At 57.9% G+C, this 24,013-nt stretch carries 22 protein-coding genes and 1 pseudogene; 15 read left to right on the top strand and 8 right to left on the bottom strand.

Going from position 1 to position 24,013, the window contains the following annotated elements; translation table 11 throughout:
- Positions 1-2 precede the first annotated feature (2 nt).
- The gene (locus tag HZ99_RS13135) at positions 3-800 is read right to left on the bottom strand and encodes a hydroxymethylpyrimidine/phosphomethylpyrimidine kinase (RefSeq protein ID WP_038443553.1); all 798 of its coding nucleotides are present in this window, start codon (positions 798-800) and stop codon (positions 3-5) included.
- A 285-nt stretch (positions 801-1,085) separates the two neighbouring features.
- Between HZ99_RS13135 and HZ99_RS13130 the strand changes: the two genes are divergently transcribed.
- The 4 genes from HZ99_RS13130 to HZ99_RS13115 all read left to right on the top strand — a co-directional run bounded on the left by HZ99_RS13130 (position 1,086) and on the right by HZ99_RS13115 (position 7,530).
- Complete coding sequence (locus tag HZ99_RS13130; RefSeq protein WP_038443552.1) at positions 1,086-3,455, top strand: hybrid sensor histidine kinase/response regulator; 2,370 nt, start codon at positions 1,086-1,088, stop codon at positions 3,453-3,455.
- 88 nt (positions 3,456-3,543) lie between these two features.
- Positions 3,544-5,190 (top strand): acyl-CoA dehydrogenase family protein, encoded by a 1,647-nt coding sequence (locus HZ99_RS13125; protein WP_038443551.1) that lies wholly within the window; start codon positions 3,544-3,546, stop codon positions 5,188-5,190.
- A gap of 134 nt (positions 5,191-5,324) precedes the next feature.
- The gene (amn, locus tag HZ99_RS13120; protein WP_169851182.1) at positions 5,325-6,824 is read left to right on the top strand and encodes an AMP nucleosidase; all 1,500 of its coding nucleotides are present in this window, start codon (positions 5,325-5,327) and stop codon (positions 6,822-6,824) included.
- A 70-nt stretch (positions 6,825-6,894) separates the two neighbouring features.
- A complete protein-coding gene (locus HZ99_RS13115; RefSeq protein WP_038443550.1) occupies positions 6,895-7,530 on the top strand; it encodes a pseudouridine synthase in 636 nt (211 codons plus the stop codon).
- On the opposite strand, the gene HZ99_RS13110 is transcribed toward HZ99_RS13115, so the two are convergent.
- Positions 7,525-7,734, bottom strand: a complete 210-nt coding sequence (locus HZ99_RS13110; protein ID WP_038448064.1) for a DUF2788 domain-containing protein — start codon at positions 7,732-7,734, stop codon at positions 7,525-7,527. The genes HZ99_RS13115 and HZ99_RS13110 overlap by 6 nt on opposite strands.
- 227 nt (positions 7,735-7,961) lie before the next feature.
- A complete protein-coding gene (locus tag HZ99_RS13105; protein WP_003176264.1) occupies positions 7,962-8,441 on the bottom strand; it encodes an Lrp/AsnC family transcriptional regulator in 480 nt (159 codons plus the stop codon).
- Positions 8,442-8,858: 417 nt separating this feature from the next.
- On the opposite strand from HZ99_RS13105, the gene HZ99_RS13100 reads away from it, so the two are divergent.
- The gene (locus HZ99_RS13100; protein ID WP_038443549.1) at positions 8,859-9,848 is read left to right on the top strand and encodes a DUF6515 family protein; all 990 of its coding nucleotides are present in this window, start codon (positions 8,859-8,861) and stop codon (positions 9,846-9,848) included.
- On the opposite strand, the gene HZ99_RS13095 is transcribed toward HZ99_RS13100, so the two are convergent.
- Positions 9,845-10,738: a cation diffusion facilitator family transporter gene (locus tag HZ99_RS13095; RefSeq protein WP_038443548.1), complete on the bottom strand. Its 894-nt coding sequence runs from the start codon at positions 10,736-10,738 to the stop codon at positions 9,845-9,847. The two genes, HZ99_RS13100 and HZ99_RS13095, sit on opposite strands and share 4 nt — an antisense overlap.
- Positions 10,739-10,753: 15 nt before the next feature.
- Positions 10,754-11,173 carry a hypothetical protein gene (locus HZ99_RS13090; protein WP_038443547.1) on the bottom strand — a complete coding sequence of 140 codons (420 nt, stop codon included), beginning with the start codon at positions 11,171-11,173 and terminating at the stop codon, positions 10,754-10,756.
- 135 nt (positions 11,174-11,308) lie between these two features.
- Between HZ99_RS13090 and hrpB the strand changes: the two genes are divergently transcribed.
- The 4 genes from hrpB to HZ99_RS13070 are packed head-to-tail and all read left to right on the top strand — an operon-like array spanning position 11,309 to position 18,342.
- Positions 11,309-13,813, top strand: a complete 2,505-nt coding sequence (gene hrpB / locus HZ99_RS13085) for an ATP-dependent helicase HrpB (protein ID WP_038443546.1) — start codon at positions 11,309-11,311, stop codon at positions 13,811-13,813.
- 55 nt (positions 13,814-13,868) lie between these two features.
- Entirely contained in the window at positions 13,869-15,335 is a 1,467-nt protein-coding gene (locus HZ99_RS13080; protein WP_003132541.1) for a site-specific integrase, read from the top strand.
- A complete protein-coding gene (locus HZ99_RS13075; protein ID WP_003132543.1) occupies positions 15,332-17,260 on the top strand; it encodes a hypothetical protein in 1,929 nt (642 codons plus the stop codon). Before HZ99_RS13080 ends, HZ99_RS13075 begins: the two co-directional genes overlap by 4 nt.
- Positions 17,257-18,342 carry a hypothetical protein gene (locus HZ99_RS13070; protein ID WP_038448063.1) on the top strand — a complete coding sequence of 362 codons (1,086 nt, stop codon included), beginning with the start codon at positions 17,257-17,259 and terminating at the stop codon, positions 18,340-18,342. The genes HZ99_RS13075 and HZ99_RS13070 overlap by 4 nt, the downstream gene beginning before the upstream one ends.
- A gap of 128 nt (positions 18,343-18,470) precedes the next feature.
- Here HZ99_RS13070 and HZ99_RS13065 read toward each other — a convergent pair whose 3' ends face one another.
- Both HZ99_RS13065 and HZ99_RS13060 read right to left on the bottom strand, forming a co-directional pair.
- Entirely contained in the window at positions 18,471-19,448 is a 978-nt protein-coding gene (locus HZ99_RS13065; RefSeq protein ID WP_033902000.1) for an IS5 family transposase, read from the bottom strand.
- A 157-nt stretch (positions 19,449-19,605) separates the two neighbouring features.
- Complete coding sequence (locus tag HZ99_RS13060) at positions 19,606-19,827, bottom strand: helix-turn-helix domain-containing protein (RefSeq protein WP_010562496.1); 222 nt, start codon at positions 19,825-19,827, stop codon at positions 19,606-19,608.
- A gap of 104 nt (positions 19,828-19,931) precedes the next feature.
- Between HZ99_RS13060 and HZ99_RS13055 the strand changes: the two genes are divergently transcribed.
- From HZ99_RS13055 to tnpB, 6 genes are all read left to right on the top strand, one after another.
- A complete protein-coding gene (locus tag HZ99_RS13055; RefSeq protein WP_003127304.1) occupies positions 19,932-20,510 on the top strand; it encodes a hypothetical protein in 579 nt (192 codons plus the stop codon).
- Positions 20,507-21,907, top strand: a complete 1,401-nt coding sequence (locus tag HZ99_RS13050; protein ID WP_003127305.1) for a DEAD/DEAH box helicase — start codon at positions 20,507-20,509, stop codon at positions 21,905-21,907. Before HZ99_RS13055 ends, HZ99_RS13050 begins: the two co-directional genes overlap by 4 nt.
- A 90-nt stretch (positions 21,908-21,997) precedes the next feature.
- The gene (locus HZ99_RS13045; protein ID WP_003298444.1) at positions 21,998-22,300 is read left to right on the top strand and encodes a hypothetical protein; all 303 of its coding nucleotides are present in this window, start codon (positions 21,998-22,000) and stop codon (positions 22,298-22,300) included.
- A complete protein-coding gene (locus HZ99_RS27780) occupies positions 22,300-22,794 on the top strand; it encodes an inositol monophosphatase family protein (RefSeq protein ID WP_017340928.1) in 495 nt (164 codons plus the stop codon). The genes HZ99_RS13045 and HZ99_RS27780 overlap by 1 nt, the downstream gene beginning before the upstream one ends.
- Positions 22,795-22,853: 59 nt before the next feature.
- Positions 22,854-23,171, top strand: a complete 318-nt coding sequence (gene tnpA, locus HZ99_RS27775) for an IS66-like element accessory protein TnpA (RefSeq protein WP_010562498.1) — start codon at positions 22,854-22,856, stop codon at positions 23,169-23,171.
- Positions 23,168-23,503 (top strand): IS66 family insertion sequence element accessory protein TnpB, encoded by a 336-nt coding sequence (gene tnpB, locus HZ99_RS29220; protein ID WP_010562499.1) that lies wholly within the window; start codon positions 23,168-23,170, stop codon positions 23,501-23,503. The genes tnpA and tnpB overlap by 4 nt, the downstream gene beginning before the upstream one ends.
- A 97-nt stretch (positions 23,504-23,600) precedes the next feature.
- On the opposite strand, the pseudogene HZ99_RS13035 reads toward tnpB, so the two are convergent.
- Positions 23,601-23,906: pseudogene (locus HZ99_RS13035) on the bottom strand (IS5/IS1182 family transposase); the annotation flags it as partial.
- Positions 23,907-24,013 lie beyond the last annotated feature (107 nt).

The raw sequence follows: 24,013 nt of genomic DNA, 5'->3' as shown, positions 1-24,013 counted from the left end.
TATTACGAACAGAAATCCAGTGGCAGGCGACGCGGCACAAATTGCCCCTGGCCCAGTTGTTCGGCGTCCCGCAGGGTGCGCCAGGTGTAGTTGAGTGCCGACTCCACGGCGCTGGCCAGGCCCTCGCCCTGGGCCAGGCGACCGGCCAGGGCGCTGGCCAGGGTGCAACCGGAGCCATGATAGCTGCCGGGCAGGCGCTGGCAGGTGAAGGTGCGGCGCGTGCCGTCGCGGCTGTAGAGGCGATTGTGCACTTCATGCTCGTCACCGTGGCCGCCGGTGATCAACAGGTGCTTGATAAACGGCAGCAGTTTCTCGGCGCATTCGTCTGCCGTGCCGTCGGGCAGTTCGGCGAGGATGCGCGCTTCAGGCAGGTTGGGTGTGGCAATCAGCGACAACGGCAACAGCCGCTCGCGCATCGCATAACCGACTTCATCCTTGCCCAGGCTGCCACCGCCGCCGGCGCGCAGCACCGGGTCGCAGACCACCGGCAGGTGCGGGTGCTGCTGGAGCAGTTCGACCACGGTGTCGACCATCACGGTGGAGCCGAGCATGCCCAGCTTGACCGCCGCAACTTCAGAGTCGCCAAGCACGGCGTTGGCCTGGGCCAGCACCCACTCGCGGTCGAGCACGCGGAAATCGCTGACATTCACGGTGTTCTGCACGGTCAGCGCAGTCACGGCCGGGGCTGCGTGACAGCCTTGGGCGAGCAGGGCTTCGATATCTGCCTGCAAGCCGGCGCCACCACTGGGATCATGGCCGGAGAGACAGAGGACAACGGGGCGAGAGCTGTAGATATTCATGGTGCGCGAGCTTACCACCAAACGCTTTTAGCGTGGCCGTTGGGCAGCGCTTGTATTTTTGGTCGAAACACCCGGGAAAATGGCCATGAGCTATCATCCGTTTTTAGTCGTAATTTCGCTGTAAGGCCCGTTCTAGAGCCTTTCAAAAAATTATATCAATGGTGTCTTTTGGCCTTTACCGGCTATGCTAGAGTGGATCCAAACAACTTAATGTATCGCCGGTATACGTCTTCTCAAAAGGAATGGGGGCTTTTGACATAACCGGACAGGCCACGCTGGGGCTCTATGCGCTATTTGCTGATGTTTCTCTTGTGCGGGCTGCCGATGCTGGCTAGCGCCGTCGAGTTCAATGAAGCTACCCGAAGCCTACCCCTGGGCCGGGTCATGCAAGTGCTCGAAGATCCGAGTGGCAGCGTCACCCTCACCGATGCCCGTTCCACAGCAATGGCCAGTCGCTACATCCGCCATGATAAAGACACCCTCAATGCCGGCTATTCACGCTCGGCGTTCTGGCTCAAGGTCGACCTGCATTACCTGCCCAAGGATCCCCACGCTCAGCGCGCCTGGCTGCTGGAGCTGGCCTATCCGCCCCTTGATCATCTTGAGTTGTACGTCCCTGACGGTGCCGGTGGCTACCGCCTGGCCGGGCGCACCGGCGATGCATTGCCCTTTGCCAGCCGGGAGATTCGCCAGAACAACTACTTGTTCGATGTCGACTTCAAGGCGGGTGAGCAGAAAACCCTCTATCTGCGCCTGCAAAGCGAAGGCTCGATCCAGGCGCCGCTGACCCTATGGTCGAGCACTGCGTACCTGGAGGAGCAACCGCTGCGCCTGTATGTGCTGGGCCTGATTTACGGCGTGCTGCTGGGGATGCTGGTGTACAACCTGTTCATCTACCTCAGCGTGCGCGACACCAGCTACCTCTATTACATCCTCTATATTGCCTCGTTCGGCATGTACCAGCTCTCGGTGAATGGCGCGGCGGTGGAGTATTTCTGGCCCGACAACCCCTGGTGGGCGAATGCCGCGACGCCATTTCTGATCGGCGCGTCGGCGTTGTTCGGCAGCCTGTTTGCCCGCAGCTTCCTGCATACCGCCCTCTACAGTCGCTGGCTTGACCGGCTGCTGCTGGTACTGGTGGGTACCGGTGGGGTGGTGATGTTGTTGTCGCTGATGACCAGCTATGCCCTGGCCCTGCGCCTGGCGACCGCACTGGCGCTGATTTTTACCGCGACCATCTTTGTCGCCGGGATCAAGGCCTGGTGCTGCGGCCAGCGCGTGGCACGGTATTTCATCATCGCCTGGTCGGCGTTCCTGATCGGTGGGGTGGTCAACACGATGATGGTGCTGGGCTACCTGCCGAATGTGTTTTTTACCATGTATTCCAGCCAGATCGGCTCGGCCGTCGAAGTCGCCCTGTTATCCCTGGCCCTGGCTGATCGGATCAACGCGATGCGCGAACAGCAGGCGCAAATCCTGTTTGATGCCAGCCAGAAACTGGAAGTGCTCAACCAGCAACTGGCCCACAGCAACCTGTTGAAAGACGAATTCCTCGCCACCCTGACCCATGAGCTGCGTACCCCGATGAATGGGGTGATCGGCTCATTGGAATTGATGCAGACCGTGCCCCTGGCCGGGGACCTGGCGCAGTACCAGCAAACCGCCGCGGGCTCGGCGCGGGACATGATGCGCATGGTCAACGGCATCCTCACCCTCACCGAACTGCAAGCCGGCCGCCTTGGCGCGCAACCGCAGGTGTTCAGCCTGCGCGGGGTGCTCGACACCTTGCGCCAGCAGTTCCTGGGTAATGCTCAAGCCAAGGGCCTGGAGTTTTCCATTGATGTGGCAGGCGAGTTGCCGGATCGGCTGGAGGGCGATGCTGGCAAACTGATGCAGTGCCTGGAATGCCTGCTGGATAACGCCTTCAAGTTTACTCACGAAGGTGCGGTGCGCGTGCGCGTGGTGGGCGTGCCCCGTGCTGATGGCCATCTGCATTTGACCTTTATTGTCACCGACTCCGGAATCGGTTTTGCGCAGTTGGATGAGGCAACCCTGTATCAGCGTTTCTTCCAGGTGGATGGCTCGACCACTCGCGAGTATGGCGGCCTGGGCATTGGCCTGGCGATCTGCCGGCAGTTGATCGAATTGCTCGGCGGGCGCCTGACCCATCATTCCGAACCGCTCAAAGGCAGCCGTTTCCAGTTGGAGGTGCCCGTCATTGCGGTGCCGCCGGAGCCGGCCAGGGCGGTGGGCTTGCATCGCGAGCCACAGGACTGCACGGTGCTGCTGGTGGACGACAACAGCGTCACGCAATTGGTCTTGCGTGGCATGCTGCTCAAGCTCGGTTACCGGGTGAAAGTGGCGGATAGTGGCCCCGTGGCCCTGGCGATGCTGCAGGATGGGACGTTTGATGCGGTGTTGCTGGATGTGACCGAGGATGGCTTCACTCTGTGTTGCCAGGTCCGGGCCTTGCCTGGCTGCGGCGAGCTGCCGGTGATCGCCTTGAGCGACTCCCTGCAAGGCAGCGCACGCCAGCATTGTCACGGCGTCGGTGTTACCGAGCAGTTGCTCAAACCTGTGCGGTTCGAGCTGTTGCAGGCCGTCTTGCGACGGCGCCTGCTGTGCCCGCTAGAGGGCGAAAGCGCCGGCATATAGGCGTATATGCCACTTTTTTAAGCCTGGTGACGATGCTTAACTGAATTCAAGGCCTCAATGAACGTGGCCTTTTATCAGGAGGCCCGTCATGAATCTGCACCTGTTCGCTGAAACCCACGACGTTACCAACCAGCCGCCGTCATTGGACGGCGCCAATCTGTATCGCCTCGACGTGCCCCTGCAGGAGTGGTCGCGGCGCTTTGGCGCGGGCTGGGCCGAGGCGCGTATCGATGCCTATGGCGCGTTGGCGGGAGGGCCGTTGATGGCGGCGGGGTTCCTGGCGAATCAGAACAAGCCGGTGTTCAGCAGCCATGATCGCTATGGTCACCGCATAGACCTGGTGGAGTTTCATCCGGCCTATCATGAGCTGATGCGCACCGCCGTTGAACATGGCCTGCCGTCGTTGCCTTGGGCCCATCCCCAGGCGGGTGCCCATGTCGCCCGCGCGGCCATGACCTACCTGCACAGCCAGGCCGAAGCCGGTACGGGTTGCCCGCTGACCATGACCTTCGCCTGCGTACCGGCCCTACGCCTGCAACCGGATTTGGCCGATACCTGGCTGCCAAAAATCCTCAACACCGAATATGACCCGCGCAATGTTGGCATCGCCCATAAGGCCGGCGCGACCATCGGCATGGCCATGACCGAAAAACAGGGGGGCACCGATGTGCGTGCCAATACCACCCGTGCCTATCCCGTAGGCGCCGGCGGCCCTGGCCAGCCCTATGAATTGGTGGGGCATAAATGGTTCTGCTCGGCGCCGATGTGCGACGCCTTCCTGACCCTGGCCCAGACTGACAAGGGCCTGACCTGCTTCCTGCTGCCCCGGCAGCGCCCGGACGACACACGTAACCAGTTCTATATCCAGCGCCTGAAAAACAAGCTCGGCAACTGCTCCAACGCCTCAAGCGAAGTCGAATTTCGCGGTGCCCTGGCCTGGATGGTCGGCGAAGAAGGCCGTGGCGTACCGACCATTATCGAGATGGTGGCGATGACCCGATTCGATTGCATGGTCGGTTCCAGCGCCTTGATGCGCCAGGCATTGACCCAGGCCAGCCATCATTGCGCCCATCGTTTGGTGGGTGGCCGGGTCCTCAGTGAACAGCCTTTGATGCAGAACGTGCTGGCCGACCTGGCCCTGGAAAGCGAGGCGGCCCTGGCCTTGAGCTTGCGCATGGGGCGGGCGCTGGATCATCTGGATGACGAGCAGGAGGCCAAGTTCGCACGGCTGGTGACGGCGGTTGGCAAGTATTGGATCTGTAAGCGTGCCCCCGCGATGATCAACGAAGCCGCCGAATGCATGGGCGGCGCCGGGTACGTCGAAGACAGTATCCTGCCGCGCTTGTACCGTGAGGCGCCGGTCAACTCGACGTGGGAAGGTTCAGGCAACGTGCAATGCCTGGACGTGCTGCGGGCCTTGTCGAAAGAGCCCGGGGTGCTGGAGACATTGTTTGCCGAGTTGGGCGATGGGCATGGCGATAAACGTCTGGCGCGGCATATCGAGCAACTGAAGTTGGCATTTATGGACACCCAGGACATCCAGTACCGGGCGCGCCAACTGACTGAGGATATCGCCGTGGCGTTGCAGGCCAAGTTGTTGCTGGAGGCGGGCAATGCCAGTGTCAGCGATGGGTTTATGGCCAGTCGCTTGGGTGAGTCGTCGGGGCGGGTATACGGCACCTTGCCGCGGGGTGTGGATGTGCAGGCCATCGTCGCCCGCTCGACCCCTGAGTAAACACGATCACATGTAGGCGCTGGCAAGCCAGCTCCCACATTTGAACGCATTCCAATTCAGAGATTGGGTAGGTCAGCCTATGGATAACCAGGCATGCCAATTCAGAGTTTGCGTCTGGCAGCGATGCAGGCAAGATGAAGGCCTGCACGTCAGAACACAGGATGCTTACCGTGACCGAAGCTTTTGTTGTCGTTCAAACCGCCGAAGAGGCCGTGGACCGGCTGGCCGCTCTGCATGAGCGTGCTACCGGCGCGCTCAACCAGGCTCTCAAGCAATACCTCAAGGACCGCGTCGAGCCCGACGCCGCACAACGTGCGTTGTTTCGCTACCCGGAATTGCGTCTGACCTACCACTGCCATGGCGAAGTCCCACAGACCACCCGGGCGTATGCCAAGGTGCAATTGCCGGGCACCTACAGTGTTACCGTCACCCACCCGGCGGCGTTCCGCAAATACTTGCTGGAGCAACTGGTCCCGCTGATGCACGACTTCACCGTGACGGTGGAAGTGGGCGTCAGCCAGCAGAACATCCCGTACCCGTATGTGGTGGAGCAGGGCGACGAGCTGGCTGGCTCCGGCGTGACAGCCGCGACCCTGGCGCGGGTGTTCCCGAGTACCGACCTGTCGGCCGCCACCGATGGCATAGCCGATGGCCTGTACGACTGGGAAAACACCGACCCGCTACCCCTGGCGCTGTTCGACGCGGCCCGTGTGGATTTCTCTCTACGCCGCCTGGTGCACTACACCGGCAGTGATTGGCGGCATGTGCAGCCGTGGATTCTGCTGACCAACTACCACCGTTATGTCGACCAGTTCATCGTCCATGGCCTGGAGCAGTTGCGCAGTGATCCACGCTTTATCCGCATGGTATTGCCGGGTAACGTGATCATCGAAAAAGGCATGGACCATGGCGAAGCGTCTGCCATTGCCGCAGGCGTGGTCTGGCACCGCTATCAGATGCCGGCCTACCACTTGCAGGCCAGTGACGGCCATGGTGTGACGCTGGTCAATATCGGTGTCGGCCCGTCCAATGCCAAGAACATCACCGACCACCTGGCGGTGTTGCGCCCGCATTGCTGGTTGATGATTGGCCACTGCGGTGGCCTGCGCCAATCCCAGACCATTGGCGACTATGTGTTGGCCCACGCATATATGCGTCGCGACGGCATTCTGGACCGTGTGGTGCCGCCGAACATCCCGATCCCGGCCCTGGCCGAAGTGCAGATGGCGTTGCAGCAAGCGGCGGCCAATGTCACCGGCGAGAAGGGTGAGGAGCTGAAAAAGCGCCTGCGCACCGGCACCGTGTTGACCTACGACGACCGCAACTGGGAGCTGCGCTGGGCCCAGGAGCGGCCGCTGATCAACCTGTCCCGCGCCGTGGCGGTGGATATGGAAAGCGGCACCATCGCCGCCCAAGGCTACCGATTGCGGGTGCCGTACGGCACATTGCTGTGTGTGTCGGACAAGCCGCTGCACAGTGAAATCAAGTTGCCAGGTTCAGCCAACGCGTTCTATGAGCGGGCCGTGAGCCAGCACTTGAAAATCGGCATTGAGGCGGTGGACTTGTTGCGCACCGAACTCAACTCACTGCACTCACGCAAACTGCGCAGCTTTGACGAGCCGCCGTTCCGCTGAATAGCGGGGTGGTTATTTAACGGTCAGGCCACTAGCATGGTCGGTCCTGACCGTTAGATGTTCCGTTGCCATGTCCCGTCCTGCCCGTCCCGATTCGCGCCGCCCTGGCGTGAAACCTGTGCATACCGCTGCTCGCCGTCTCGCCAAAGCGCCGCCGGCCGAGCCGAAGTTGATCCTGTTCAACAAGCCCTTTGATGTGCTGACCCAGTTCAGTGACGAAGGTGGGCGTGCGACTCTCAAGGATTTCATCGATATTCCCGGCATCTACCCGGCCGGGCGCCTGGATCGGGACAGTGAAGGCCTGTTGCTGCTGACCAACGATGGCCAGTTACAGGCTCGGATTGCCGACCCCAAGCACAAACTGGCGAAAACCTATTGGGTGCAAGTGGAGGGTGAGCCCACTGAGGAGCATCTGCAACGCCTGCGCGCAGGCGTGGAGTTGAACGATGGCATGACCCTGCCGGCTGAAGCCCGGCGACTGGATGAGCCGACCCTATGGCCACGCAACCCGCCGGTGCGGTTTCGTAAAAACGTGCCGACCTATTGGCTGGAGTTGGTGATTCGCGAGGGGCGCAACCGCCAGGTGCGGCGCATGACCGCCGCCGTGGGCTTGCCGACCTTGCGCCTGGTGCGGGTGAAAATCGGCGGTTGGTCGATTGAAGGTCTCGACCAGGGCCAGTACCGCGAAGTGCCGGCGCGCTTATAACGCTCCGGATTCGATCAGGCCGATCACTACGCTCTTGATGATGAACGCGGCCACGCCCAGGCCCAGCACGAAGAACAGAATGAGCGAACCAAAGCGCCCGGCCTTGGATTTCTTCGCCAGGTCCCAGACGATAAAACCCATGAAAATAATCAGGAGGGTGACCAGTCCGGTCATCATCCATTCTTCAAACAGCACAGGGTCAATCGAATTCATTGGGCAACTTCCGACAAAGGCAGGGGCGAAGTATAAGGCAAGGCGGCCGGTGCACAGTTGACCTGCGTCGGTGCGTCGCACCCTGGTGTCACCGCCTGAACACGCTCAAAATGTAGGAGCTGGCTTGCCTGTGATAGCGGTGTTTCAGTCGCTGATAGGCCAGCACACAGTCCGCTATCGCCGGCAAGCCAGCTCCTACATGGGTTTGGTGGTGAGTCTTAGGTACGCAGGTGAGTCAACGGCAACTCGGTGCTGTTGAGCACCTGGTTCAGCACAAAGCTGGAGCGCACGCTGGTCACACCTTCGATCCGGGTCAGGTGCCCCAGCAGCAGTTTTTGATAGTGATCCATATCCGGCACCACCACTTTCAGCTGATAGTCGGCATCCATCCCGGTGACGAGGCTGCATTCCAGCACTTGCGGCAAGGTGCGGATGGCGGCTTCGAAGTTCTCGAAACGCTCGGGTGTGTGTCGGTCCATACCGATCAATACGTAGGCCGTTAGGCTCAGACCGAGCATCTTGCGGTCGAGCAGGGCGACCTGGCGTGAGATGTAGCCGTCGTCTTCCAATTGCTTGACCCGGCGTGAGCAGGGTGATGGCGACAGGCCGATCCGCTCGGCCAGCTCCTGGTTGGAGATCCTCGCGTCGCGCTGTAATTCCGCCAAAATACTCAGGTCGTATCGGTCAAGTTTGCTCATGGGGCTGGCCTTTGTCGTAACTATTGCTGCGAATTATCTATCCAGGGTTAAAAATTGCGCAAGCACTGTTTATTGACGCAATCTTCGCAATCATCTGCCGGCGCCTCGCGCCTATGATTACCAACAGAATCACTGCCCGGACATAGAGTCCACTGCAGCCCGCCCAATCAGGCCGGCTGCGGCCCGCCAACCCCACCGGGTTGTGCCGGCCCCCGGGCTGCACACTGTCCACAAGACGGCGTGAGGTGAGCCAACGTCATAAGCGTTGAGCCAGGACGAAGTTCTCAAGGGGCGACCGACGGGTCGCCCCTTTTCTTTTGCCGGCGAAAATTGTTCAGGTGACTGATAACCTGTTGCAGAACCGGGCCCGGCTTTTCCAGTCTCATGCACAGGCCCTAATCCGCAGTGAGGAATAGCATGAAGCGCATCTGGCGTTTGGCAGGTGTAGGGGTGTTGATGGTCACCTTCGGCACGCAGGTGATGGCCGACGAACGAGACAACTCTCCACGCCAGGGGCAAGGCCCGCAGGGCGGGGGTGGGCAGCGTGAGCGGGGGCCGGAGAGCAATCCGCCGCTTCCTGAGCACCGCCAACAGGGTGAGCGCGGTGGCCAAAATGGCCAGTGGCAGGCTCGCCCTCAAGGCGGTCAAGCTCCGCGCCCGGCATCGCAGGCGGGGAGCAATCTGCCGATCCAGGGCCGGCCCGACACCGTCGGCCAGACCCAGGAACCGCGCCAGGGCAACTACCGCGACATTCCTCGGCGCGATGATGGCAACCAGCACTGGCAAGCCGGCGGCCCCGGTTCGCGCCCTGGCTACGATGGCCATCCCAATGACAATCGCTGGCCAGGCCGCCCCGACGGCCACGGCAATGGCTGGGGCCCCGGCCCGCAGTATCGGCCCGGCTACACGGTGGACCGCTTCCCCGACCGTAATTACCGCGTGCCTTATCGCGGCCAGGATTATTTCTTCTCGGGGGGCTATTGGTACCGGCCCCAAGGCCCGCGCTACGTAGTGGTCACGCCGCCCTACGGGATTCGTGTGCATTACCTGCCGGACTATGCGCGGGAAGTGTGGGTGGGCAGCGCGCTGTTTTTCCTCGCTGCCGGCGCCTACTACAGCTACGAGACCAGCACCCAGCAGTACGTGGTGGTGCAACCGCCGGTGGCCAGCCTGCCGCCACAGCCGGCGCCCCAGGGCAACGGGTATGACGTGGTGGCGTATCCCGCCAATGGCCAATCGCCCGCCCAGGTGCAGCAAGATGGCTACGATTGTTATCGCTGGGCGGTGCAGCAGAGTGGTTTCGACCCCCAGACGGTTACCTACGCGCCGGCACCTGCGGTGGTGCAAACCTACCGCCAGGCCCAGGGCAACTGCTTGAGCAGCCGCGGGTATCAGGTGACTTACTAGGCCTTGTTGCCCGTGACCACTTCCTGCGGGTCGGTGTGTACCAGCACCTCGGCCCGTGGGTAGGCTTGATGGATGGCATCGGCGGCCTGGTCACTGATGCCGTGGGCCACCGACAGGCTCAACTCTCCCGGCAACTCCAGATGCAACTGCACAAACCAGTGGTTGCCGGAAATCCGTGTGCGCAAGTCATGGGCGCCCAATACGCCGGGCACACTACGGGCCAGCTCCAGCATGTGCTGGCTGACCGCCACTGGCAGTTCTTCATCCATCAGCACGGAAAAACTTTCCCGGGCGATCAGGATCGCACTCCACAGGATGTAGGCGGCGATCCCCAGGCCAAACCAGGCATCGACTTGATGCAAACCGAAGGCCGCCAGCACCAGCGCCAATAGAATGCTGCCATTGAGCAACAGGTCCGAACGGTAATGCAGCGAGTCGGCGCGCACCGCGTTCGAGCCGGTTTCGCGGATCACCCGGTGTTGCAGGACCAGCAGCGCCATGGTCAGGGCCAGCGACAGCACAATCACCGCGATACTCAGCCAGGGCGCACCCACCGGTTCCGGATGCAGCAGGCGCTGGTACGCCTGGAAGGCAATCAACACCGCACTGCCGGCGATAAACAGCGCCTGGGCCATGCCCGCCAGGGATTCCGCCTTGCCATGCCCATAGCGGTGGTCATCATCCGCCGGGCGCAGCGCGTAGTGCACCGCCAGCAGGTTGAGCAGCGACGTCACGCCGTCAAGCAGCGAATCGGTCAGCCCGGCGAGCATGCTTACCGAGCCACTGAACCACCAGGCGACGGCTTTGCCGATAATCAGGATGCTGGCCACGCCGACCGAGGCGCGGGTGGCCAGGCGCAAAAGCCGGGCGTGTTCGGTGCTGGTGCTCATGGGGCGATCAAATCCTTACGCAGCAGGTTGCAGGCCGAGCATGGCCAGTTGCTGGACACTGCCCTTGAACTGGATCAGGCGCGGGTCGTCCAGTGGCAGGCTGCGGCCGGTTTCGTGCTCGATGATGGTTTGCAGTTGGGTGTTATCCACCTGGCCGTCGGCGCCGATGGCTTGTTGCAGTTTCTCTGGGGCTACTTGTGCGCTTTTGCCGGGCTCGAAATAAATCGCACCGGTGGCGAAGTCCACGCCGAAGGCGATCAGGCCGGGGATCACATAAAACAGCAGGCCGACCGCATCGAGCACGGCGATCGCCGGGTCGATCTTGCCGTCGATCTGGCCACGGCGATCAGGATAGAAAATCGAACCGCAGGCCGTCAGTTGGCTCAGCAGGGTGACGGCCAGAACACCGCCGATGACACGGGAAGCAATACGCATGGGACTCTCCTGAACACTTGTAGGCTGTGACTATAAAGCAGATCTACCGGGCGTCACCGCTCTAACATAGGAGCCGGCGCTCCATCGATATCCGGCAGTTCGCCGTTATACTCGCCGCTCTGCCTTGGAGCCAGTATGAATTCGTTGCCAATCGATGAAGTTTTACCCGCCTTGCGTGACGCCCTGGCGACGCGTCATGAAGCCGTGCTCGAAGCACCGCCCGGCGCCGGTAAAACCACGCGAGTGCCGTTGGCGCTGTTGAATGAACCCTGGCTGGCCGGGCAAACCATCCTGATGCTTGAACCGCGCCGGCTCGCCGCCCGCGCCGCTGCCGAGCGGCTGGCCAGTGAGCTGGGGGAAAAGGTTGGGGAGACCGTCGGCTACCGGATCCGCCTGGACAGCAAGGTCGGCCCCGACACCCGCATCGAAGTGGTCACCGAAGGCATCCTCACCCGCCGCCTGCAGGACGACCCGGCGCTGGATGGCGTAGGCCTGCTGATTTTCGACGAGTTCCACGAGCGCAGCCTCGACGCTGATCTGGCATTGGCCTTGAGCCTCAATGGCCGCGAGCTGTTTCGTGACGAGCAGCCGCTGAAAATCCTCCTGATGTCCGCCACCCTCGAAGGCGAACGTTTGTCGGGCCTGTTGAATGACGCGCCGATCCTGCGCAGTGAAGGTCGCATGTACCCGGTGCAGATGCGCTGGGGGCGGCCGTTCCAGTCCGGTGAATTTATCGAGCCTCGGTTAGTGCAGACCATCCTTGAAGCCCTGCACGACGAAGCCGGCAGTGTGTTGGTGTTCCTGCCAGGGCAGGCGGAGATTCGCCGGGTCAATCAACAGTTGGCGGACGCCCTCGCAGAGCGCAGCGATGTGCTGCTATGCCCGCTGCATGGCGAACTCGACCTGACAGCCCAGCGGGCAGCCATCGACCCGGCGCCGGTGGGCAAGCGCAAGGTGGTGCTGGCCACCAACATTGCCGAGACCAGCCTGACCATCAATGGCGTGCGGGTGGTGATTGACGCCGGGCTGGCGCGGGTCCCGCGTTTTGACCCCGGCAGTGGCATGACCCGCCTCGACACCCAGCGTATCTCCCGTGCCAGCGCCACCCAGCGCGCTGGCCGAGCCGGACGTCTGGAGCCTGGCGTCTGTTATCGCCTGTGGTCCGAAGACCAGCATGAAGCACTGGCGGCCTATGGCAGCGCAGAAATTCTCTCGGCGGACCTGGCCGGCCTCGCTCTGCAACTGGCACGCTGGGGCGTGACGCCGGCGCAATTGGTGTGGCTCGATGTGCCGCCCACCGCCGCTTATGCCCAGGCCCAGGATCTGCTTGAGCGTTTGGGCGCGTTGAAGGGCGCGAACATGACCACCCACGGGCAAAAAATGGCCAGCCTGCCGGCGCACCCGCGTATCGCGCATTTGTTGTTGCGCGGCCAGGACCTGGGGCTGGCAAACATGGCCTGTGATGTCGCCGCGCTGTTGGGCGAGCGCGACATACTGCGCGGGGCGGGCGCGGATTTGCACAGTCGCCTGGCATTGTTGTCTGGCGAGGAGCGTGCCCGTGGCACCCAAGGTGGCGTACAGCGGGCCAGGCAGTTGGCCCGGCAATACCGCGGTTATCTGAGAGGCAAGGCCGAGCAGCCGGTGGTCGATCCCGAACACCCACGCTGGCTCGGTGTGTTGTTGGCGCTGGCCTACCCGGATCGGGTGGCCCAGCAACGCCGTGCCGGCGGTGCAGAATATCGCCTGGCCAATGGCCGTGCGGCGCTGTTTGCCGAAGCCGATAGCCTGATGAAACAGCCGTGGCTGGTGATCGCCGACCTGGGCAGTCGCCAGGGCCAGCGTGAAGAGCGGATCTACCTGGCGGCGGATTTTGATCCGGCGCTGTTCGATTCGGTATTGGCCGAGCAAGTGCGCAGCTTCGACCAACTGGATTGGGACGAACGCGAGGGCGTGTTGCGCGCCGAACGCCAGCGCAAGGTCGGTGAGTTGGTCCTCAGCCGCGAGCCGTTGACCGGCCTCGACGAGTCCGCCCGCAGCCAGGCGCTGGTCAACCTGGTGCGGCGCAAAGGCCTGGAGCTGCTGCCCTGGACCCCGGAACTGCGCCAGTGGCAGGCGCGTGTGATGCTGCTGCGCCAACTGGACGCCGGTAAGCCCAGCGAATGGCCCGACGTCAGCGACAGCGCCCTGCTGGCCGGCCTGGAGCATTGGTTGATGCCATACCTGGGCAAGGTCTCGCGCTTGAGTCATTTCGCCAGCCTGGATATCTCCAGCTTCCTGCATAACCTGTTGCCTTGGCCGCTGCCCCAGCGCCTGGACGAGCTGGCGCCCCATCATTTGAAAGTGCCGTCGGGCTCATCGGTACGCCTGGACTACAGCGAACAACCGCCGATTCTGGCGGTGCGCCTGCAGGAGCTGTTCGGCCTGGCCGATACCCCACGCATTGCCGGCGGCCGGCAGGTGGTGAAGTTGCACCTGTTGTCGCCAGCGCGCCGGCCGGTGCAGGTGACCCAGGATCTGGCGAACTTCTGGCGCAGTACCTACGCCGAGGTGAAGAAGGATCTGAAGGGACGGTACCCCAAGCTATTCCATAAGTTAGACCCTTGGGTTGAATCGCTTAACAACAAAAAGATTGACAGGTAGCGATTGTAAACTGACGCATAACATATAGGATTGACTGATTCATCAGGGGGGGCGAATGTCCTACACCAATCCGCGTCACGAAGGTCGTCTGATTCTCATCCCGAATTTGCAGGATGCCTTCGCTATCCTGCATGTCAGTGAAGCGCCTCGCGGCTCTATTGAGTCAGCGCTTGAGGGGGCTGAATCCAATCTGCTTTATAAATGCGATGAAGTCGGTTCAGGGAATGACCGTGCCCTGTTCAATTTCCCATTTTTGTTTAGTGCTAATGGCAACCCTTGGCACGAAGCGAACGACTACTTGCTGAGTCTCATGCGTGATAGGGCTCCTGCAAGTCGACGCACTGATGATGTTAGGCGTCGTGCCAGTAAACTGTTGGATTACCTCCTATTCTGTGAGGATAACAATCTGGATTGGCTCGACTTTTCCGGTGCCCGTCCTTCGCTTCGCCCGACTTACAAGTACTTCTATCACCTGATTAAAGAAGGCCGTCGCAGTAATCAGGTCATCAATCAATATACCGCTGCGGTCTATCACTTTTATAAGTACGTTTCCGAGCATTGGCATTACCTCGATCTAAAGCGTGTTGATACGATCAAGCAAGTGCGGCTTATCGTGCAGAGCCCAAAAGGCGCGAAAATCATCGATGCTGAAAAGCGCAGCCAAACGCGGCGTACGCCGCCTAGTAGCTCCGTTCCTTTGGGATTCGTGCGTGAAGATGGCGAGGATCTTCGACCTCTCTCCAATCTTGAGTTAGGCGCGCTTTTGGAGGCCATTAATGAAAAGAAATGGTCAACGATTGAGCGGTTGATTCTTCTCACGTCTCTGATGACTGGAGCTCGTAAGCAAAGTGTTTTGACCATACGCTTGAAGCATTTGAAAGGATTTACAGAAGACAAACTAGTGCCGGAATGTGCCTATAAATTGCATGCCGGCCCGCGCACAGGCATTGATACGAAATTTGACAAAACTCAAGTTCTGTATGTTCCAAAGCAACTTGCTGAAGAATTGGTCACGCTTGCACGTAGTCCGATGATGAGGAGACGGCGGGAAAAATTTCGTGCTCAATTAGAAGTCAGTCATCCCGGTCTGTTGATAGAAGAGGACGATATGTATTTGTTTCTCTCCGATCAAGGCAATTGTTATTACATGGCTTCAAATGATCCGCGTTACGCAATTGTTAGGTCGCCACAGACAGGGCAGGTGACGGAAACAATAAAGCGAAAATTGCAGAGTACAGCTTCTAGCCAATTTCCAAAAGATTTTACATATCACTGGCTGCGAGCGACTTTTGCCTATCAACTCTACCAGCGCCTGCAACCGTTGGTTCAAGAAGGCGTTTTGAAATTAGGGGAGGATATTGATTTTATTCAAAAACGTATGCATCACGAGTCTAGGGAAACAACTGAAAACTATCTAAAGTTATTCAATATGACTCACGAAAAAGTCATCGCCCAAGAGGTGTGGGAGAAGAAATTGTTTAACGGTAACTACGAAGTCATGAAATTGACGGTCCAAGAATGAGTAGTCGGCAGCTGTTAGAGCATCGCGAAAATACAAAAATTATTACGCTAAATGAGTTGGTTCAGGAGTTTTCCGAACCTGAGCGTTTGCGATTGCAGCTGACCGTTAAGGTTAAAAAGAAGCCGTTAGATATTGGTAGTTTTGCATATCTCATTCGTGGTAAGAATAAAAGTGTTCATGATGATCGCGGGACGCCATTGGTGATTGAGTCGTTCGTTGAAAGTCGTCGTGAGCTGATTGTGAGAGTTTTGGAGTCTTTTGTCGGTCTGCGTGATAAGTCAGTCTTGGCAAATTTCTTCCATACCGAATATTTTATTGATTGGTTGAACGCTGAGGGTTACCGAGAAATATTTTCCAGTAGCGTGGATGCTCAAAAGGCATATCGAGATTATACAGCGCATCTAAATCAAAAAATATCCGATAAAAAGCTGAAGCCCCGGACCGCGTCAAGCTACCAAACTAGAGCATCCAGCCTGATCAAATTACTTTATCCAGATAATAGTGTCCATATTCTTGCTGGTGCAGTAAGGATTGTTCCAGATAGAGGTTCTGCAACAGCAGGCGCTGCTCATGTCGAGTTGTATAGAGATGTTTGCTTTGCCATTGCCCAGCAGTGCAGTGATTTTATCTTGAATAAAAAACCTTACCCGCTCGTGGTTGGAGTTAGAGATTATGAAGTTGTTATATTTCCGTCCAACCGAGGCGCGAGCAGCCCATTTAAGGATGCTGCTCCTTCATATAACTCAGCTGAGCGGCGAATTGCTACGGCCGAAGAATACTTCGCGGCCTTCGAGAGGCTTGGCCGAAAAAAGCCGAGAAATTATAATGTCGCGCGCGAACTAAGAAGCTCCCAGGCATCTTTGGATGCGGCTAATGAAGATGGGCGCAACTGGCATCGTCTTAATCTAGCGAGTCTTGCGGCGAAAGCCTATGCTATCCTTTTTTTTATGATTACAGGTGCCACTCCGGCTGAATTTGAGCAGTTTAGTTACGAAGACGCACTCAAAGTTGAAAAGTCCCCTCTCAAGAAAGAGTTGTCGGCTGTGAAATTTCGGGCTGGCGGAAAGTCAACGCTTTACAACATTGGGCGGGGCTCGGGTTTGTCGCTGCTGAAAGAGTATTTAAAGCTGCGTGCGTGGATTTTGGATGGTGCGAGACATGAGCGACTATTCTTTGCAATGCCTACGTCTGGTCAGCTTAGAACTTGCAAAAGCTTTGGTGATCTTAACGTGACAAGCTCCTTAGAAAAATTTTATGAGTTTATTAGCGGGGTCTTTCTTGATCCGACTGTACCAAGACTTTCAACTCGTAAAATACGCAAGCACAAAAGCACTGAAATGCACTCTGCACGTTTGTCGCCGTCCACGGTAGCGGCATCCCTCAATCACACCGAAGCGGTGAATCTTTCTACCTATGCAGAGGCAACACCTGAACAGCAGCAATCCGAGTTCAGCCTGTTTTGGGATGCAATACGCCACGCTGCTCATGTTGTGCGTGAGCGAAGCCGCAAGGCTGTAGCAAGTAGTGTCGCAATAGCGGCGGGTCACTGCGAGGATTTCAATAAGCCGACGTCTGCCACTGATGTGGGATTGATTATAGAGCCGAACTGCCGCACCCAATATGGTTGTTTGTACTGCGAAAACTATTTATGTCACGGCGATGAGGAGGATCTGCATAAAATTCTGAGTTTGCAATACGTGGTCAATGCCGTGCGTAAATCGGCCCCCGATGCAGCGCATACTGAGGCACTTTTCAAAGAGTTATCTATCCGGATCGAGTTTATAGTCGATGCTCTTAGTGAGCGCTCTAGCTCGGTGAAACAGACAGTCGAAAAGGTTAAAGCTAAGGTGTTTGAATACGGCGAGTTAACTAAGTTTTGGGAAGTCCGGTTGGGTCGCTATGAAAAAATGGGGATCGTATTTTGAGTGCTGCTGTTCAGTCGATAGGTAGTCTTTTTTCTAGCGGCCAGTTTCCAGTCACCAGCCAGCCAGATAGTGCGGCTCAGCTGTATGGGAAGCCCGCGTCGGATTTTGTTATCTGTCGCACTGAGTATGGCAATGCAACGGCAGTGTACGGCGAGTCTGTATGGGACTTTAACCCGTACAGGCTGAGTGCAAAAAAAATTGGCCGAATACGCTTCGATATGGTGTTCGGTGATTATGGTCATGATCAGCAAGCGCTGATCGAAGAAGCCAAATATCTTCTGTATTGTCTTATTTATTTCGCTGGCGGTGGGCGGATTGGTAAGCTGAGTGCATCTACGATTATTTCATATTGGGTTGTGCTGCGCATCGCTATGAAGTTCTGCTATGCGCAGAAAAAGAAGTCAATGGTTGGTGTGCTGTCCTTGCAGCAGCTTTTTACCGTGCCTGTTTATCTAGCGGCTTTTGTTAGTGAAAGTAATTTTGACAAGACGGTTCTTAGTGGGATATTGCACGGATTGATTAGTGTGGGCGAGGAACGCCTAGGGTATGTTGTGCTGAATCCAAGAGTTTTTGATTTGAGAAGACCTGATTCTAAACAGCATCCGGTAATTCCGACACGCCTTTATTTGAATTTAATAAATATTTGTGGCGACCTGCTCGATCATCTTTACTTGGGTGTTGGGAATATTGATTCATTTATATCGTGCTTTGCTGATGAGTATTTCGGTCTTACTCCGCACCGTCAAAAATCTTTGGGGGTTGGTGGTAAGTCGCGCTATCGCCCCGGTATTCAGCAAGCAATAGAGGAATATGGTCTGGCTGCGGTTTTTGTCGGTGAGTTTGCCTGTTCCGAAAAGAGAAAGCTGCAGCGAGTCCTTCTCAAGATGCAGTATGTGGTGAGAATGGTGATACACCTATATACCGGCATGCGTGATCAAGAGGTGATGCGTATGTCTTATAACTGCTTATCTGATCAAGTCGTGAGATGTTCAGTGGTTGATGATCAAGGTTTTATGCGCGATCAACCGCAATCAGTACACATATTATCGACTACCACGAAGTTTAGGGAAGGTCTGAAGTAAGCAGCCGTTTTTAACGGCCTCGCTGTCTGAGGTTCAAAAAACACCGACTTAATCGAAAATCAGACCTTTCCTCCTGTCAGTTCACTGTTTTTTGCGGAATAGCACCTTTTCAGGGCTCATTGTCCACATCACAGGCGCACCTCGCCTGCATTCAACAGTCGTTTTCGCATCATCCACAGGTTCGATAAGGCAAACAGTGTGGTCTGCTGCGCGGTGTTTTTCACCAAGCCTCGGAAGCGGACTTTCGTATAACCAAACTGGCGCTTGATCACCCTGAATGGATGCTCAACCTTGGCCCGGACTTGAGCTTTCGCGTATTCGATTTTGCGGCGCATGCGACCGATCAGGCTCTTTTTTGCATGCTTCTTATAGCTGCTGGGGCGCGCTGCGATCGACCAGATCATCTGGCGATGTTGATGCTCCGCACGCTTCTCCACGCCGGTGTAACCGGCATCGCCAGAGACGTAAGTTTCCTCGCCATGCAGCAACTGATCGACCTGAGTCACGTCCGCCACATTCGCCGCCGTGCCCACCACGCTATGTACCAGACCGGATTCAACATCGACACCGATGTGCGATTTCATCCCGAAATAGTACTGATTTCCTTTCTTTGTCTGGTGCATTTCGGGGTCGCGTTTACCGTCCTTGTTCTTGGTCGAACTGGGCGCATGAATGATCGTCGCATCGACCACAGTTCCCTGACGCAGCAGCAAACCTCGGTCGCCCAAATAGCCGTTGATGACCTGCAAAATCCCACCGGCCAGCTCATGTTTTTCCAACAGCCGGCGGAAGTTGAGGATCGTGGTTTCATCCGGAATCCGATCCAAATGCAGCCCGGCAAACTGGCGCAGAATCGTGGTTTCGTAGAGGGACTCTTCCATCGCCGGATCGCTGTAGCCGAACCAGTTTTGCATCAGATGAACCCGCAGCATGGCCATCAACGGATACGCCGGACGACCGCCTTCACCCTTCGGATAATGCGGCTCGATCAACGCAATCAGGCCTTTCCAGGGCACGACCTGATCCATCTCAATCAGGAAACGCTCACGGCGGGTCTGCTTACGTTTGCCTGCGTACTCGGCATCAGCGAAAGACATTTGCTTCATCGGGGCTCAACCGTTCAGTTCGTGGGACAGCCGTATCTCACCAGATTTGGAAGTCTTTTTCAGAGTTTCCCTAGCTAGTAGTCTGGATAATGAGGTTAGGGCCGACAGCATTAATGCAATTTCAAGCCTTCTTGAGCGCCAGCGTCGATCAGGTGGGCTAAAGCTCTGACGCCTGAGGCAGTAGGCCGCATGGATCGCATGCAAGCACGCTTGCGATGCGATACAGCTTCTCGACGGTGATGTTGACCTCGCCACGTTCGATCCGCCCTACGTAGCTGCGGTCGATATTGCACGCCAGCGCCAGTGCATCCTGGGAAATCCGGCAGGCCTTCCTCTGCACTCGGATGCGTTCCCCTAACGCTTTCGCCAACTTATCCATGACCGTCTCAATTCAACTTGAGGCGGCACTATCGTGCGTTTGCGGACGCACAGGCCACGGATTATAATCCGCATTTCTTTCGCGCTAACTCTTCTGGTGCCTCAATGAAATCGGCCTCGTTTATCTTCGACAGGCGTCTGTATGAGCTGCTTCAGGAGCCAGGGCGTACAACCTTTACGACCCGTGAACTGCGCGATGCCTATGCTGCTCGCCTGAATGGCACACATTTCCGTATCGCCGATGTGCGACGCTATGTGTATGAGCAGATCCGTCGACTAGTGCGCGCGGGCTGGGTTGCACTGGACGAGGACCGTCGTGTCCGAGGACAGGTCTACCACCTGCAGCCGATTCCGGCACACCTACAACTGGAACTGATCGACAACGGTTTTGAGAGCAGCCTTATGGCTGCCGGAGTGCCCGAACCAGACACGGCGGTACGCGACGTGGAGGCTTTGCCGGCCAATACGGATTTGCAGTTGGAGGCGCTCCACAAGGAAATCCGCTTGGACTTTCTCACTTCAATGGGCGAGGCAGAGCGATTCAAGCTGCTTCTGGACGAGATGCCGCATTTGCGCGACAAGGTTGAAGGCGATTACCTGGAGGCCAGGGATCGCAGTTCTCGCCTTCTGGGCCATTTACGCGCCATAGAAAAGACCCTCAAAACGCTCGCAGCGCCACGATGAGCAGATCGCTACGCAGCTGGCAGAACAGCTGCATCACCAAGGCGTTGGAGCACCTTACCGTCACGCAGCACTTCTTCTGCCAGGCAACGCCGGGAGCCGGGAAGACGCGCATGGCCGCGGAGCTGACCAGCCGACTGCTTCAGCAGGACAGAATTGACCTGGTGCTGTGCTTTGCGCCGTCCTGCCAGGTCGTGGAGGGTTTTCGTTCGACTTTTTCGGAAGTGCTAGGCAGACGTCTCGATGGCCAGATGGGTGCCGTGGGGGCGGCCTATACCTATCAGGCCATGGAATACCGTGATGAGGGATTCTGGCAGCTTCTTGATGACTACCGGGTGCTTGTGGTCTTCGATGAAATCCACCATTGCGCCGGCCACGATCCGCTCCTCAGCAATGCCTGGGGGCAGCAGATACTGCACCGGATACAGGATCGCGCTGTCTTCACGTTGGCCCTGTCTGGCACGCCCTGGCGTTCGGACGACAAGGCCATTGCCTTGGCTCGCTATTCGTCGCCCGAAGGGCATTTGATCTGCGATTACCGCTATGGCTTGAAAGACGCCATTGCCGACGGCGTGTGCCGATCCCCTCGCATTGTGTTGCTCGATAATCAGAAGGTGAAACTCACTGAAGAACTTGGCGCGGATAGCTCCGTCAGGCTGTTTCCCAGCATCGCCAAGCTTTTGGGGGAGTCACCTGTCACCTATGAGGAACTGCTGCGCCATGACGACGTGATCAATCCAATCCTCGACCTTGGCTACAGCAAGCTCAACGAGCTACGCCAGATCAAGCCTGATGCCGCCGGCTTGGTGGTGGCTACCGACATCGAACACGCTCAGCAAATAGCCCAGGCTCTGGAAACAATGGGTGAAGAGTGCCGTATCGTGACCAACAAAACCCCGGATGCGCAGCAAGTGATCAATGCATTCCGCAGCAACACCTGCCGCTGGATTGTCGCCGTAGGAATGATCAGCGAAGGCACCGACATTCCACGCCTGCAAGTGTGCTGCTATCTCAGCCGTATCCGCACCGAACTGCATTACCGGCAAGTGCTGGGACGGGTACTGCGACGCACAGGTGAATCGGATGACCAGGCTTGGCTATTCATGCTGGCAGAACCGAAGCTTCAGGGCTTTGCGGAGCGAATTGCAGATGACTTGCCGGATGACCTGGCCGTTTTGAGAGATGTGCAGATGCCTGGATTTAATCCAGACTCAAGGCCTGAACCGATGGGTGCTTCGGGCCATGTCAAGGGTATCGGCGATGCTGGGTTAGGTGGCGCAGAACCTGGTATTGGGTCGCAGGCTACGAACATCATTTCGCTGGGTGGCTTTGCAAATGAGCCCGCTTACCAGGTCAGCTTTTCCCAGCATTACCGGCAGCAGCTACTGGCTTGTTTCTGATGCTCAGCCAGTCGAGGCTGCTCGAATGATGCCGGTGTGCATGAATCCATAACCGGCCGGTGCCGCGTGGAACGTAATCGTGAGGTGCGTATGGAGGTTAGGTCGCAGGCATTGGTCGATGTCGTTGAGGATGTGATCTGCGACGTGTGCCGCTCTGGAACTCGTATCCCTGGCTATGGCCTTCAATACGGCAAGCTTGAAGCCCAATGGGGATATGGATCACAGCATGACGGAAAGCACTATCGGGTGCATCTCTGCGAGCCCTGCTTTTTCAGGGTGCTGAGTGGATTGCGTCGGGAGTGTATGGTCAATGGCATGTTCGATGATGAGCAGCCATTTTCCTCTGAGGATTTTGGCTTGGTCAGCAAGGGTAACTACTGGGAAAAGAGCTGATGACAGGACTGCGGCTGAGCGATCTTCTTGAACCCGTCATGCAGCTTGCTTACGAAGCAGGCCTACTTATTGAGTCAGAGCTTAATAGACCAGACGGCCCAAGGGGCAGTGGCTTTAAGGCAGACGTCGATGTTGAAATCGAGGTACTTCTGCGACAGCGACTGAAGCACATCCTTAATTGCGATTTTGTCGGAGAAGAAACGGGCTGCGAGCTATCAGGCCACCCATTTAGTTGGGTTGTTGACCCCAATGATGGAACAGGCGACTTCCTCAATCGTCGGCCGGGCTCTGCCATTTCTATCGGATTGCTGCATAACGCAACGCCAGTGCTGGGCGTGGTTTACGCCCCCGTCACGCCTAGTGGTCCTGACTGCATAGCATGGGCTGAGGGTGCACCGGCTTTACTGCGTAATGGTCGTCCCGTGAATAATGACCTGCAATCTGCGATCTTGGGTAAGCGTCCAGCCAAGTCACCTTCCGAACTCCAGCATTAAGGGCGATGGTGTCCGCGTATTTTTAAGCGGACGCGTTCGTCCTTAACGTTAGGATTTCCATGCGCCAACGAAGCTCTTACCCCGAACCGTTCAAGGTCCAGGTCGTTCAGGAATGCCTACAACCGGGTGCGACCGTCTCCAGCGTTGCCATCCGCCATGGCATCAACGCCAACGTCATTCGAAAATGGCTACCGCTTTACCGAGATCAGCTACCCGCGGCGTTGCCGGCGTTCGTTCCATTGAGGGCTACGCCCAAACGGCCGACTGCAGCATCGGTGATTATTGAGCTATCGCTTGGCGAGCAGTCAGTCACAGTGAAATGGCCAGTGTCCGATCCTGACGGCTGCGCCCGCTTTGTCCGGGGGCTTGCCCCGTGATCCGCATCGATAGCATCTGGCTTGCCACTGAGCCGATGGACATGCGCGCCGGCACCGAGACCGCATTGGCCCGTGTAGTGGAGGTATTCGGTGCGGCGAAGCCGCACTGTGCTTATCTGTTCGCCAACCGCCGCGCCAACCGCATGAAAGTGTTGGTGCATGACGGTGTAGGGATCTGGCTGGCCGCGCGGCGATTGAACCAGGGCAAGTTTCACTGGCCAGGCATCCACCGCGGCTCGGAAGTTGAACTCGACACCGAGCAGCTTCAGGCTTTGGTGCTCGGTTTACCTTGGCAGCGGGTTGGTGCAGCCGGTGCGATCACAGTGCTGTAGCGCCGGCCATTAGCCCATCGCTTTATCTGCGCTGATCGCCTGCTCTGGCACAATCAGCGGCATGACTTCCTCGCCCAATCTCGACCAACTGACACCTGGTGGTTTCGTCGGGGATGCGCTCCAGGTTCAGCCCGGCAAACTGGCGCAGGATCGTGGTTTCGTACAGCGCTTCCTCCATCGCTGGATCGCTGTAGCCGAACCAGTTCTGCAGCAGATGCACACGCAGCATCGCCATCAACGGGTAGGCCGGACGGCCACCTTCACCCTTCGGATAATGTGGCTCGATCAAAGCAATCAAGCCCTTCCACGGCACCACCCGATCCATCTCGATCAGGAACAACTCCTTGCGGGTTTGCTTGCGCTTGCCAGCGTACTCGGCGTCGGCGAAGGTCATCTGCTTCATCGGGAAACTCGGTGGGTGGGGTCGCGGTATTTTGCCAAATCAGAAAGTCTTTTTCAGAGTTTCCCTAGGCTGACAAGCCAAGCGCTGGATCGCAACCATCCATCACC

Source organism: Pseudomonas fluorescens, from assembly GCF_000730425.1.
Taxonomy (GTDB): Bacteria; Pseudomonadota; Gammaproteobacteria; order Pseudomonadales; family Pseudomonadaceae; genus Aquipseudomonas; species Aquipseudomonas fluorescens_X.
This window is presented reverse-complemented; position numbering and strand designations above follow the sequence as displayed.